The following is a 12,178-nucleotide window of genomic DNA, read 5'->3' on the forward strand; positions in this document are numbered from 1 at the left end:
TTGGTGGAACGTTTACGGTGTGGAATGAGCGCGGAAACCGGGTTCCGCGAAACGAATCAGTTCGCGCGCGGCACGCGCGCGGTGGTCGGCCTCGCTGACCCCGGCCGGGCGCTTGATCAGCCCGAAGTCGGCCATCGCATAGGTCAGCGCACCGGCCAGAAAATCCAGCCGCCAGTACAGCTCTTCCTTGCTCAGGCCCGGCACGCAGGCGGCGATGGCCTTGCCGAATTCGCGCAGCACATGGCCGTAGTGATCGGACAGGAACTTGCGCAGGTTGTCGTTCTTTTCGGCGTAGGCACGTGCGATCACGCGCACGAACGCGCCGCCGCTCTGGCGGTCTTGCGCCATCGCCAGGGCAGGCTCGACGAAGGCCGCCAGCACCGCGGTGAGTTCGCCCGGATGCGCACGCTTGGCGGCTTCCAGCTGCTGCAGCCGCGCGGTGGTCATCTCGTCCATGCGGCGGCGGAATACCTCGTTGACCAGGTTTTCCTTGGAGCCGAAGTGGTAGTTGACCGCGGCGATATTGACGTCGGCCTGGGTGGTCAGCTGGCGCAGCGAGGTGCCGGCGAAGCCATGCTGTGCGAACAGCTCCTCGGCCGCGCCGAGAATGCGGTCCTTGGTGGAGAAGTGAGCGGGCTTGGGCATGTGCAGGGGTGGAACTCAATCAAACGATTGTTTGAGTCTACGGGCTGGAGACTGCGCCGGTCATGTGGCAATGCAGCACGATTCAGGAGGCGGTGTGCAAAGGTCTCCACTAAGAGATAGAATTGACCATCGCAAAGAAGCCTAAGCCCGCGTTTTGACGCGGGTTTTTTTCATGATAACCTCGGGTCTTCAAGTGGCCCGCCCAACGGAGATCTTCCCATGGCGCTGGAGCGCACCCTGTCCATCATCAAGCCCGATGCCGTCGCCAAGAACGTCATCGGCGAAATTTACAGCCGTTTCGAAAAGGCCGGCCTGAAGATCGTGGCCGCCAAGTACAAGCAGCTGTCGCGTCGCGAAGCCGAAGGCTTCTACGCTGTGCACCGCGAGCGTCCGTTCTTCAACGCGCTGGTCGAGTTCATGATCTCCGGCCCGGTGGTGATCCAGGCGCTGGAAGGCGAGAACGCCGTTGCTGCACACCGTGACCTGCTGGGCGCGACCAATCCCAAGGACGCTGCGCCGGGCACCATCCGCGCCGACTTCGCCGATTCGATCGATGCCAACGCCGCCCACGGCTCGGACTCGGTCGAGAACGCTGCCAACGAAGTCGCGTATTTCTTTGCCGCTACTGAAGTGGTCTCGCGCTGAGGCCGAGAGAGTCGAATCGTGAATGAGGTCGTTATCCCCTCCGTGCTGCAGGACGTCCCTGTCCGTACCCCGGAACTGCGCAAGCAGAACCTGCTCGACCTCGACCGCGAGGGACTGGAGCGCTTCTTCGCCGACACGCTCGGCGAAGCGCGTTACCGTGCCCATCAGGTGATGAAGTGGATTCACCATCGCTACGTCACCGACTTCGACCAGATGACGGACCTCGGCAAGGCGCTGCGTGCGAAATTGCACCAGCACGCCGAGGTCCTCGTCCCGACCGTTGTGTTCGACAAGCCTTCCACCGACGGTACCCACAAGTGGCTGCTGGCCATGGGCACCGACGGCAAGAATGCGATCGAGACGGTGTATATCCCCGACAAGGGCCGCGGCACGCTGTGCGTGTCCTCCCAGGTCGGCTGCGGCTTGAACTGCACCTTCTGTTCGACCGCCACCCAGGGCTTCAACCGCAACCTCACCACCGCCGAGATCGTCGGGCAGGTGTGGGTGGCGGCGCGCCATCTGGGTAACGTGCCGCACCAGCAGCGTCGTCTCACCAATGTGGTGATGATGGGCATGGGCGAGCCGCTGATGAATTTCGACAACGTCGTGCGCGCGATGAGCGTGATGCGCGACGATCTGGGCTATGGCCTTGCCAGCAAGCGGGTGACGCTGTCGACCTCCGGCCTGGTGCCGATGATTGACCGGCTGTCGACCGAAAGCGATGTGTCGCTGGCTGTTTCGCTGCATGCGGCCAACGACGCGCTGCGCGAGAGTCTGGTGCCCTTGAACAAGAGGTACCCGATCGCCGAGCTGATGGAGTCGTGCGCGCGCTATCTGCGCGGCAACAAGAAGCGCGATTCGGTCACCTTCGAATACACCTTGATGAAGGGCATCAACGATCAGCCGGAGCATGCGCGTCAGCTGGCCCGCTTGATGCGTCAGTTCGACAATGCGGTGCAGTCCAAGGATGCGGGCAAGGTCAACCTGATTCCGTTCAATCCGTTCCCAGGCACGCGCTACGAGCGTTCTGGCGAGACGGAGATCCGGGCTTTCCAGAAGATCCTGCTCGACGCGCAGGTGCTGACGATGGTTCGCCGCACGCGTGGCGACGACATCGACGCGGCCTGCGGGCAGCTCAAGGGGCAGGTCATGGACCGTACCCGTCGGCAGGCAGATTTCCTGCGCACACTGGAAGGCCAGGCCGATCGCGATGCGGCAGCGTGATCTCGCGTTAATGGCGGCCGTGGCGATCGCGCTTGGCGCGGTCGGCTGCGGTGGTCGTAATGCCAAGGCCGGGTCGGTCAAGACCGTGGAAGAAGTCGCACCGGTGTATTCGTTCCGCGACAACACGGCGACCAAGAGCCGCCTGGCAGTGCAGGAAAAACTCGGCCTGGCCAGCAACCGGCTGCAAACCGGTGACTATGCCGCTGCCGAAGAGCAGGTCCGCGCGGCGTTGAAAAAAGATTCGCAGTCGGTGGATGCCATTGGCATGTTGGCGCTGATCCAAGGCGCCAGAGGCGATGTGGCCGGCTCCGGTGCGTCGTATCGTCGCGCGGCAGAACTCGCCCCGCAGCGTGGCGATGTGTTGAACAACTACGGTGCGTGGTTGTGTGCGAATGGTTCGCCGGCCGAATCGCTGATCTGGTTCGACCGTGCATTGACCGACCGCACCTACGCATCTCCTGCTTCGGCACTGGGGAATGCAGGCGGTTGCGCGCTCAAGGCCGGGCAGCCGGAGCGCGCTGTCAGCGATCTGCGCAAAGCACTCGAACTGGATCCGGCTAATCCGTATGCACTCGAGTCGATGGCACGTTCCGAAGCGGGGCGCCGCAATTATTTCGAAGCCCGCGCGTTTATCGAAAGACGTCTTGCGGCTGCACCGGTCACTGCTTCCGTGTTACAACTCGCCATTCAGATTGAGCAAGGGCTCGGCGACAAGGTAGCCGCCGGCCGTTACCACCAGCGGTTGGTCAAGGAATTCCCTGACGCAGCGACCGCCAACCCCGGGGCCAATGCATTGTGATCAATGATTCCCATCCGAACCCTTTCGAGCAGGAAAAGGGCTGCGGACAGCATTTGCGCGAAGCGCGCGAAGCAGCAGGTCTGAGCGTGGAAGATGTCGCCGGCAAGTTGCGCATGCCGGCACACGTGGTGCGTTCGTTGGAGCAGGAAGAGTGGCAGCGTCTGGGCGCGCCGGTCTTCGTGCGCGGCCAGCTGCGCAGTTATGCGCGTCTGCTGCATGTGGACCTGGAGCCGCTGTTGCTGCAGGCGACCATTGCGCCGGTCGAACCGGTCACCCTGGTCAGCCATACGCATACCCCGCGTGCGCGCCGCATTCTCGAAAGCACCGCGCGCAAGGCAATGTATGTCGTCATCACCGGTGTGTTTGCCGTGCCGGTCTGGTATGCGACCCGCTCGCACCTGGATGGCAGCGCGCCGAGTACGGTGTCGCTGGACAGCATGCCGGAAGCGGCAAACACCGGCACACCCGCCGCGGGTGCAACGCAGCCGGCCAATGCGCCACGCGAGCAACCTGCGCCGTATATCGCGTCGATGACGCCCGTGCCGCGGGCCACGCCCGACGTGGAGACGCCTGCAGCTGCGGCCGCCAGTGGCGGCAGTTTGTCGTTGAGTTTCAGCGGCGACAGCTGGGTGCAGATTCTGTCACCGGATGGCAGCGCGGTCGAAAAAGCGCTGGTCCGTGCCGGCGAACGTCGCAGCTATTCGCCGGGGCAGGTGGGTCGCATCGTGCTGGGCAATGCGTCGGCGGTAGAGGTTCAGCAAGGCGGCAGTATCGTCGATCTGAAACCGTTCCAGCGCGCTAACGTGGCCCGTTTTGCGGTATCCTCCGACGGCTCCGTGGTACCTGCTTCCGAGTGAAGCGGACTGCGGTTTTTCATTTTTCCCTATTGATGTTCCGCGCCTCCGGGACGACGGAGCGAGAGTACGCATGGCGATCGACGATCTGCTGGACGAACACGAACAAGGCGAACGCGTTCGTTCCTGGTTGAGAAAGAATGGCGCGGGTCTGGTAGGCGGCGTCGTTGTTGGCCTGGCCCTGATCCTGGGTTGGCAGTGGTGGCAGAAGCACACCAACACCCAATCGGTGGAAGCCAACACCCGTTACGAGGCGGTGGTGAAGTCGATCCAGGGCAAGGACCTGGACAAGGCCGCCAAAGAGATCGTGGCGCTCGACGACGGCAAGGGCGGCGTTTACGCCGAGCTGGCTGCGCTGCGTCTGGCCAAGGCCCAGGTGGATGCCGGCAAGCACGCCGAAGCGATCAAGACATTGCGCGACGTGCCCGCCGAAGGCGAGCTCAAGCAGGTTGTACAGCAGCGCCTTGCGCGCGTGTTGACCGAAAGCGGCAAGCCGGACGAAGCGATCAGGCTGCTGGCCGATGCGCAGGATCACACCAGTCTGGAGATCTGCGCCGATGCGCTGGTTGTGCAGGGCAAGCCGGATGAAGCGCGTGCGCTCTACGCCAAGGCCCTGACCACGGTGGATGTGGCCTCGCCGCAGCGCCGTTTGCTGGAAACCAAGCTGATGGATGTGGGCGGCAAAGTGCCCGATCCGGCGGAGCCGATTTGATGAAGCAGGTTGATATGTACAAGCGCATTGCATTGATCGCCCTGATGGGCGTGTCGTTGGCGGGTTGCAGCACGGTCAAGGGCTGGTTTGCCGGGAAGGATGCTGCTGCCAAGAAGGCGCAGGAACCTGCCGAACTGGTCAAGTTCGAGCCCTCGGTCAAGGTGGACAAGCTGTGGTCCACCGGCGTGGGCAAGGGCGAGGGCCATATCGGCGTGCGTCAGCGTCCGGCCGTGGCCGATGGCAAGGTGTACGCCTCGGCGATCACCGGTGGCGTGGAGGCATTGGACCTGCAGACCGGCAAGCGCGTGTGGGAATACAAGCCCAAGAAAGAAGAGCGCAACGATCGCAAGTTCAAGCAGCGCCTGTCCGGTGGTCCCGGGGTTGGCGAAGGCCTGGTGGTGATCGGTACGCTGTCTGGCGATGTGATTGCGCTGAACCAGGCCGATGGCACGGAAAAGTGGCGCGCCAAGGTACCGAACGAGGTCATCGCTGCACCGGCCATTGCGCAGGGTTTGGTGCTGGTGCGTAGCAACGACGGTCGCGTCAGCGCCTTCGACGCGACGACCGGCGAGCGCCGCTGGTTCCATGCCGAGGAAGGTCCGACCCTGTCGGTGCGCGGCAATGCGCCGATCGTGACCGGCCCGGGTGTGGTGTTCGTCGGCAACGACAGCGGCACCTTGAGTGCGCTGGCGCTGCAGGACGGTCGCCCGTTGTGGGAACAGGCCATCGGCGTGCCGGAAGGCCGTACCGAGCTGGAGCGCATGTCCGACGTGGATGGCGCACCGGTACTCGACGGCACCACGCTGTACGCAACCAGCTTCAAGAACGAAACCCTCGCACTGGAAGGCCCGAGTGGCCGTCCGCTGTGGACGCGCGATCACGGCGGCGCCGGTGGCGTTGGCGTGTCGTCCAGCGTGGTGGTGGTGTCGGATAACGCCGGTTCGGTGTGGGGCCTGGACAAGAGCAGCGGTGCGGCGATGTGGTCGCAGGCTGCGCTTGCACGTCGCTCCCTGACCGGTGTGGCCATCCAGGGCGATTATGCCGTGGTTGGCGATTACAAGGGTTATTTGCACTGGCTGAAACTCAGCGATGGTGCACTGGCCGCGCGCGCTCGCGCTGGACGCGACACGCTGCTGGCGCAGCCGATCGTCGTGGATGGCATTCTGTTGGTACAAAACACCGATGGCGATATCACCGCCTTCCGGTTGGCACAATAAGGACTTTGCGATGCTGCCCCTGGTCGCCCTGGTTGGACGGCCCAATGTCGGCAAGTCCACCATTTTCAATGCGCTGACGCGCACCCGTGACGCGCTGGTCCACGACCAGCCCGGCGTCACCCGCGACCGTAACTACGGGGTCTGCCGTCTCGATGAGGAGCGCCCCTTCATCGTCGTCGATACCGGCGGTATCGCCGGCGACGAGGAAGGGCTTGCCGGCGCCACCGCGCGTCAGGCGCGTGCCGCTGCCGGCGAAGCCGATCTGGTGCTGTTCGTGGTCGATGGCCGCGAAGGCGCGTCCTCGCTCGACGACGAGATCCTGGCCTGGCTGCGCAAGCTGGCACGCCCGACCGTGCTGGTCATCAACAAGATCGACGGCACCGACGAAGAAACCGTGCGCTCGGAGTTCGCGCGCTACGGGTTCTCCGATGTGGTGGCGTTGTCTGCCGCGCATCGGCAGGGCATCGACGAGCTGCTCGAAGAAGTCGGTGCACGCTTGCCTGCCGAAGGTGCCGGCGAGCTGCTGGATACCGACCCGGCGCGTGTGCGCATCGCCTTTGTCGGCCGCCCGAATGTGGGCAAGTCGACGCTGGTCAATCGCCTGCTCGGCGAAGAGCGCATGATCGCCTCGGAAGTGCCGGGCACCACGCGCGATTCGATCGCCGTGGACATGGACCGCGACGGACGCCAATACCGTTTGATCGATACGGCCGGCCTGCGTCGCCGTGGCAAGGTCGAGGAGGCGGTGGAGAAATTCAGCGCGTTCAAGACGTTGCAGGCGATCGAACAATGCCAGGTCGCGGTGCTGATGCTCGATGCCGGCGAAGGCGTCACCGATCAGGATGCGACCATTCTTGGCGCGATCCTGGACGCTGGCCGCGCGTTGGTCGTGGCGATCAACAAGTGGGACGGGCAGAGCGACTATCAGCGTGCGCAGGCCGAAGACCTGCTGTCGCGCAAGTTGGGCTTTGTCAGCTGGGCCGAGGCGGTGCGGATTTCCGCGCTGCACGGCTCGGGCATGCGCGAACTGTTTCAGGCGATCCACCGCGCGCATGCCTCAGCGACGCATGAATTCAGCACCAGCGAAGTCAACCAGGCGCTGGAAATCGCCTACGAGACCAATCCGCCGCCGAGCATCCGTGGTCACGTCTCCAAACTGCGTTACGTGCATCCGGGTGGCGCAAATCCGCCGACCTTCATCGTGCATGGCACGCGCCTGAAAGTGTTGCCGGAGTCGTACAAGCGCTATCTGGAAAACTTCTTCCGCAAGCGTTTCAAGCTGGTCGGCACGCCGGTGCGTTTCATCTTCCGCGAAGGCGCCAATCCGTACGAGGGCAAGAAGAACACGCTCACCGAGCGGCAGGTGGCGCGCAAGCGGCGTTTGATGAAGCACGTCAAGGGCAAGTAGGCAGGGCTGCCGCGCCGGGCGTGGCGTGTCATCTTCGACGAGCTGGCATGCGTGGCGTGCTAGCTCCAGCTTGGGTTGAGTAACGCGCCTGGAAGCTGCCATGTTCGCGCGGTTCGTGCTGGCCGGAGTGCCGGCCGTGCTCTCTGACGGACAGGTGATCGTTCGGGTCGCCGTTCTGAGCCAGCCTGGCGCACTGGTATCCTGCGCGCCATGACCGACTATCCCTCCCGCATTCCGTATGCGCAGGCGCTGCAGATTCTGCAGGCCGTTGCGGCCCAAAACCGCCCGCCCGATGAAAACATCGCCACCTCGCGTGCCGACGGGCGGATTTCCGCTGCCGATCTGATTGCACCGCTGGCACTACCGCCATTCGCCAACAGCGCGATGGACGGCTTTGCGTTGCGGCATGCCGATGTCGCTGGCGGCGATGCGTCGTTGCAACTGGTCGGCGAACAATTCGCTGGCGAGCGTTGGACCGGCACGCTCAGCGCGGGGCAATGCCTGCGCATCACCACCGGCGCGCCGCTGCCCGATGGCGCCGACACCGTGATCCCGAAAGAAGATGCGGATGAGCGCGATGGTGTTGTGCGTTTCCGCACGATGCCTGCGTTGGGCGCGGCGGTGCGTCTGGCCGGCAGCGACGTGCGTGCGGGCGATCTGGTGATCCAGGCCGGACAGGTGTTGACGCCTGCCCGCATCGGGCTGGCGGCGGCGCTCGGGCTGTCGCGGCTTGCGGTGGCGCCGCGTCCGACCATTGCGGTGCTGGCCACCGGTGACGAGCTGGTAGAGCCGGGCATGCCGCTAGGGCCGGGGCAGATCTACAACAGCAACCGCGACATGCTGATGGCGCAGTTGCGGGCACTGGGCTACGCACCGACGGCATGGCCGACCCTGCCGGATGATCCGCAGCGTATTCGCACCATGCTGGAAGATGCAGCCGCTGCATTCGATGTGGTGATCACCTGCGGCGGCGTCTCGGCCGGGGAAAAAGACTATCTGCCGCAGCTGATTGGCGAACTGGGCCGCATCCACTTCTGGCGCGTGCGCATGCGCCCGGGCATGCCGGCGGTGCTGGGGCAGATCGGCCGCTGTCTGGTGCTGGGTTTGCCGGGCAATCCGGTGTCGGTGCTGGCGACGCTGATCGCCTACGGTGTGCCGCTGCTGGATGGCTTGCAGGGGCGTAGCGAACCGCGTCCGGTGTGGCATGCAGCGCTGGCAGGCCCGTGGGAAAAGCGTCACGAACGCCTGGAGTTTTTGCGCGGGCGCCTGGAGTGCGGCGAGGACGGGCGGTTGACCGCGCTGCCGCATCGCGGCGATGCATCGCATCTGTTGCGTGGTGCGGCCGATAGCAATGCACTGATCGTGTTGCCGGAGCCGGCACGGCGCTTCGAGGCAGGCGAGATCGTGCGGGTGATTCCTTACGCGCTTTGATCGCTCACTGGAGCAGTGGCGAACAACACGTGGCGATAGCTCTCACGCGCGTGTGCGGCAAGCGTGTAGGTGGCAGGTCGAAGCGCTGCGGCCGGGCGGTGTGCCATGACGCCCGCTCAGGCCTGGCTGACGCTGCGCAGTCGATTTAAGTGCCGCTTTCAGCCGACTGCGCTGCCGCAGAACGCGGCGTAGTCGGCATAGCCGGGGAACGCGGTGCCAGGCGCGCAGACCGGGCAATGCGGATCGGGTGGCAGACGGATTTCGCGAAAGCGCATGGCCAAGGCATCGAAGCTGAGCAGGCGCCCGGCCAGGCTGTCGCCGATGCCCAGCAGCAACTTGATCGCTTCGCTGGCTTGCAGCAATCCGATGACGCCAGGCAGCACGCCGAGAACGCCGGCGTCGGCGCAGCTGGGCGCAAACTCCGGCGGTGGCGGTTCGGGAAACAGGCAGCGATAGCAGGGCGCATGACCGCGGTTGCGGCCGGCATCGAACACACTCAATTGCCCTTCGAACTGCTGCACTGCGCCGTAGACCAACGGTTTGCCGAGTTTGACGCAGGCATCGTTGAGCAGATACCGCGCAGGAAAATTGTCCGCACCGTCGATCACCACATCCACGTCCTGCAGCAATGCTTCGACATTGCTGGCGGTGACGCGTGTCTGCAGCGCGTCGACCTGCACGCGTGGATTGAGTGCGGCGATGCGCTGCGCAGCCGAGGCGACTTTCGCGATACCCACGCTGTCTTCGGTGTGCAGAATCTGGCGCTGCAGATTGCTGCGATCCACCACATCGTCGTCGGCAATGCGCAGATGGCCAATACCAGCAGCAGCAAGATAAAACGCGGCCGGCGAGCCAAGCCCGCCCGCGCCGACCAGCAACACGCGTGCGCGCGCGAGCCGCTGCTGGCCTTCCAGACCGACCTGCGGCAGGCGTAGATGGCGCGAATAGCGCTCTAGAAAATCCTGTTCGTCCGGCGGCAGCGTGGGGCGCACCAGCGGCAGGCCGTCGTTCGTCCACGCGGTGGTTCCGCCGAGTACCGAAGACACCGCTTTATAGCCGTGCGCACGCAGCACTTCGGCCGTCTGCGCAGAGCGCTTGCCGCTTTGGCAGATCACTACGATCTCGCGTGTGTGCTCGGGCAGATGCCGTGCGGGTGCAGTTTCCAGATCGCTCTGCACGATGGCCAGTGCGCCTTCGGCCTGGCCGCTGGCGCGTTCGTGCAGTTGCCGGATATCGATCAACAAGGCGCCCTGCATGGCACGAGCGCGGGCGTCGGCGGGAGTGATGTCGTGGCTGCTCATGCCGCTATTGTCGCGCAAACACCGATACGGCGATGTGCTGGCTGGCGGCGTTGGCATCAGGCTCACCGAGGTCGCGGTAGCGTGGAGGCAAAAGGAGACAGTCATGACACCTGAGATCGATGCGCAACTGAAACACCTCGCCGACGAATTGCCCGATATCCGACGCCAGCACCCGGATGATTTCTGGGATGTCTTCCATGCACGTGCGGAGACGATCACAGCGAAGGCCGATTCGACAGAACAAGCCGCACAGATCGTCAAGCGGATCGACGAGATGCTGGCGGCCCATCAGCTTGGGCCTGCGGACCCTGGAGCTTGACTAAGCGTTTCGTGCTGCAAGGCCGATAAAACTGGTTCGGCGGTGCTTGCTGCTTCGGCATTCACTGCTGAGCTAACTGTGCGGCATGGCCTTCACATGGGCGGGGTAAGCAGAGGCTTCACCTCGCTTGAGCATCGGCTTCATGCGGCTGCAGTCATTGTCGTTACCCTACGCAGAGGGCCGCTCGCATCCCCATGTCAGCCACCACACGCAAGATCGCCACCTTCAACGTCAATGGCATCCATAGCCGGCTGCCGCATCTGCTGGAATGGCTGCAGCGCGAGCAACCGGACATCGTCGGCTTGCAGGAGCTGAAAGCCACGCAGGAGGCGTTTCCGGAACAGGCGATCCGTGACGCCGGCTATGGGGTGATCTGGCAGGGCGAGAAGTCGTGGAATGGTGTGGCCCTGCTTGCACGTGGCGCGGACCCGGTGGAGATTCGTCGCGGCCTGCCGTGGGACCCGGGCGATAGGCAAAGCCGCTATCTGGAGGCTGCGATTCATGGCGTGGTGGTGGCCTGTCTGTATCTGCCCAACGGCAATCCGCAGCCGGGGCCGAAGTTCGATTACAAGCTCGCCTGGTTTCAGCGCTTGATCCGCCATGCCAAAACCTTGGTGGACTTGCCGCATCCGGTGGCCTTGATCGGCGATTTCAACGTAGTGCCGACCGATGCGGACATCTACGACCCCAAGGGCTGGCGCAAGGATGCGCTGCTGCAGCCGGAGAGTCGCCAGGCGTATGCAGCGCTGTTGCAGCAAGGCTGGACCGACAGCCTGCTGGCGGTGCACGGCGAGACGCCGATTTACACCTTCTGGGATTATTTTCGCCAGCACTTCGCGCGTGACCGCGGCTTGCGCATCGATCATCTACTGCTCAATCGCACGCTGGCGCCCGGCTTGCAGGATGCCGGCGTGGACAAGTGGGTGCGCGCCCTGGAGAAGGCCAGCGACCATGCGCCCACCTGGATCAGCGTGCGTGTGCCGGATGCAGCTGCAGAGACAGTGGTGGATACCGAGGCTGCGTCGAAGCCGCGCAAGCGTGCGGCTGTGAAAAAAACGCCTGCGCGCAAGACAGACAACAAGGTCGCATCGAAGGCCGCCGCGAAAACGACCGCGGCAAAAAAGCCGATGCAGCGCACTGCCAAGACGCGCAAGGCCGCCAAGCGCGTCAGCTGATTCCACGCTGCTGGCGATGCTTGATCCGTTGCAGCACATAGCCGGTGATGCCGGTCAACAGGATAAGTGCGTTGCTGGCGATAAATACCGCGTTGCCGACCAGATAGCTGTAAACAATAAACAGCACCGAGGCGCTGATCTGACCGACGAACAACCAGCGTGAGACACCCTGTGCCGCAGGCGACTGCCATTGCTTGTAAATCTGGCGGATCAAGGTGGCGATCAGAACGGCGCTGGCGAGCCAGCCAACGAGGTCGACGAGTTGCATGGCGTGCTAAAGATGAAAGAACTACCTGCAAGTGTGCGGCGCAGCGTGTTGACGATGCGTTCGAGCAGCGTCGAGCGCTGTGGTGATCGCGTGATCGTTCACTCGTGCATCAGCCGTCGCGGCGTGCCTGTACCAGCCGCGCTGGAGGCCGGTATCCTAGCCAGGTCATCCATCGGTCGG

13 protein-coding genes are annotated in these 12,178 nt (G+C 64.1%); 10 read left to right on the top strand and 3 right to left on the bottom strand.

The genetic code is table 11. From position 1 onward, the window contains the following. Window positions 1-12: 12 nt before the first annotated feature. The gene (locus tag FFY45_RS14120; protein ID WP_006448733.1) at window positions 13-645 is read right to left on the bottom strand and encodes a TetR/AcrR family transcriptional regulator; all 633 of its coding nucleotides are present in this window, start codon (window positions 643-645) and stop codon (window positions 13-15) included. Between the two features lie 219 nt (window positions 646-864). Between FFY45_RS14120 and ndk the strand changes: the two genes are divergently transcribed. The 8 genes from ndk to FFY45_RS14160 all read left to right on the top strand — a co-directional run bounded on the left by ndk (window position 865) and on the right by FFY45_RS14160 (window position 8,935). Next, window positions 865-1,290: a nucleoside-diphosphate kinase gene (gene ndk, locus FFY45_RS14125; RefSeq protein ID WP_006448732.1), complete on the top strand. Its 426-nt coding sequence runs from the start codon at window positions 865-867 to the stop codon at window positions 1,288-1,290. A gap of 18 nt (window positions 1,291-1,308) precedes the next feature. Further along, window positions 1,309-2,514, top strand: a complete 1,206-nt coding sequence (gene rlmN, locus FFY45_RS14130) for a dual-specificity RNA methyltransferase RlmN (protein ID WP_439333537.1) — start codon at window positions 1,309-1,311, stop codon at window positions 2,512-2,514. A gap of 10 nt (window positions 2,515-2,524) precedes the next feature. Next, complete coding sequence (gene pilW / locus FFY45_RS14135) at window positions 2,525-3,313, top strand: type IV pilus biogenesis/stability protein PilW (protein ID WP_104549383.1); 789 nt, start codon at window positions 2,525-2,527, stop codon at window positions 3,311-3,313. Further along, window positions 3,310-4,170 carry a RodZ domain-containing protein gene (locus FFY45_RS14140; protein WP_176340910.1) on the top strand — a complete coding sequence of 287 codons (861 nt, stop codon included), beginning with the start codon at window positions 3,310-3,312 and terminating at the stop codon, window positions 4,168-4,170. The genes pilW and FFY45_RS14140 overlap by 4 nt, the downstream gene beginning before the upstream one ends. A 70-nt stretch (window positions 4,171-4,240) precedes the next feature. Continuing rightward, entirely contained in the window at window positions 4,241-4,879 is a 639-nt protein-coding gene (locus tag FFY45_RS14145) for a YfgM family protein (RefSeq protein WP_176340911.1), read from the top strand. After that, window positions 4,879-6,096 (top strand): outer membrane protein assembly factor BamB, encoded by a 1,218-nt coding sequence (gene bamB / locus FFY45_RS14150; protein ID WP_074057500.1) that lies wholly within the window; start codon window positions 4,879-4,881, stop codon window positions 6,094-6,096. Before FFY45_RS14145 ends, bamB begins: the two co-directional genes overlap by 1 nt. A 10-nt stretch (window positions 6,097-6,106) precedes the next feature. Further along, the gene (gene der, locus FFY45_RS14155) at window positions 6,107-7,504 is read left to right on the top strand and encodes a ribosome biogenesis GTPase Der (protein ID WP_006448726.1); all 1,398 of its coding nucleotides are present in this window, start codon (window positions 6,107-6,109) and stop codon (window positions 7,502-7,504) included. 210 nt (window positions 7,505-7,714) lie between these two features. Beyond that, window positions 7,715-8,935 (top strand): molybdopterin molybdotransferase MoeA, encoded by a 1,221-nt coding sequence (locus tag FFY45_RS14160; RefSeq protein ID WP_168959510.1) that lies wholly within the window; start codon window positions 7,715-7,717, stop codon window positions 8,933-8,935. A gap of 158 nt (window positions 8,936-9,093) precedes the next feature. Here the strand turns inward: FFY45_RS14160 and moeB are convergent, their stop codons facing one another. Next, entirely contained in the window at window positions 9,094-10,236 is a 1,143-nt protein-coding gene (moeB, locus tag FFY45_RS14165) for a molybdopterin-synthase adenylyltransferase MoeB (RefSeq protein WP_176340912.1), read from the bottom strand. 103 nt (window positions 10,237-10,339) lie between these two features. Here moeB and FFY45_RS14170 point away from each other — a divergent pair, with 103 nt between their 5' ends. Beyond that, window positions 10,340-10,555 carry a hypothetical protein gene (locus FFY45_RS14170; protein WP_043889779.1) on the top strand — a complete coding sequence of 72 codons (216 nt, stop codon included), beginning with the start codon at window positions 10,340-10,342 and terminating at the stop codon, window positions 10,553-10,555. A gap of 194 nt (window positions 10,556-10,749) precedes the next feature. Further along, complete coding sequence (xth, locus tag FFY45_RS14175; RefSeq protein ID WP_176340913.1) at window positions 10,750-11,730, top strand: exodeoxyribonuclease III; 981 nt, start codon at window positions 10,750-10,752, stop codon at window positions 11,728-11,730. Here the strand turns inward: xth and FFY45_RS14180 are convergent. Next, a complete protein-coding gene (locus FFY45_RS14180; RefSeq protein ID WP_176340914.1) occupies window positions 11,723-11,998 on the bottom strand; it encodes a hypothetical protein in 276 nt (91 codons plus the stop codon). The two genes, xth and FFY45_RS14180, sit on opposite strands and share 8 nt — an antisense overlap. Window positions 11,999-12,178 lie beyond the last annotated feature (180 nt).

Origin of the sequence: Xanthomonas hortorum (assembly GCF_011305375.1) — a bacterium.
In the GTDB taxonomy this organism is placed as follows: domain Bacteria; phylum Pseudomonadota; class Gammaproteobacteria; order Xanthomonadales; family Xanthomonadaceae; genus Xanthomonas; species Xanthomonas hortorum_E.

What these genes read in the sequence shown, in the direction of transcription:
- FFY45_RS14160 (WP_168959510.1), top strand. Translation starts at nt 7,715, where the DNA reads ATGACCGACTATCCCTCCCGCATTCCGTATGCGCAGGCGCTGCAGATT.
- moeB (WP_176340912.1), bottom strand. Translation starts at nt 10,236, where the DNA reads ATGAGCAGCCACGACATCACTCCCGCCGACGCCCGCGCTCGTGCCATG.
- bamB (WP_074057500.1), top strand. Translation starts at nt 4,879, where the DNA reads ATGAAGCAGGTTGATATGTACAAGCGCATTGCATTGATCGCCCTGATG.
- FFY45_RS14180 (WP_176340914.1), bottom strand. Translation starts at nt 11,998, where the DNA reads ATGCAACTCGTCGACCTCGTTGGCTGGCTCGCCAGCGCCGTTCTGATC.
- FFY45_RS14170 (WP_043889779.1), top strand. Translation starts at nt 10,340, where the DNA reads ATGACACCTGAGATCGATGCGCAACTGAAACACCTCGCCGACGAATTG.
- ndk (WP_006448732.1), top strand. Translation starts at nt 865, where the DNA reads ATGGCGCTGGAGCGCACCCTGTCCATCATCAAGCCCGATGCCGTCGCC.
- xth (WP_176340913.1), top strand. Translation starts at nt 10,750, where the DNA reads ATGTCAGCCACCACACGCAAGATCGCCACCTTCAACGTCAATGGCATC.
- FFY45_RS14145 (WP_176340911.1), top strand. Translation starts at nt 4,241, where the DNA reads ATGGCGATCGACGATCTGCTGGACGAACACGAACAAGGCGAACGCGTT.
- der (WP_006448726.1), top strand. Translation starts at nt 6,107, where the DNA reads ATGCTGCCCCTGGTCGCCCTGGTTGGACGGCCCAATGTCGGCAAGTCC.
- FFY45_RS14120 (WP_006448733.1), bottom strand. Translation starts at nt 645, where the DNA reads ATGCCCAAGCCCGCTCACTTCTCCACCAAGGACCGCATTCTCGGCGCG.
- pilW (WP_104549383.1), top strand. Translation starts at nt 2,525, where the DNA reads ATGGCGGCCGTGGCGATCGCGCTTGGCGCGGTCGGCTGCGGTGGTCGT.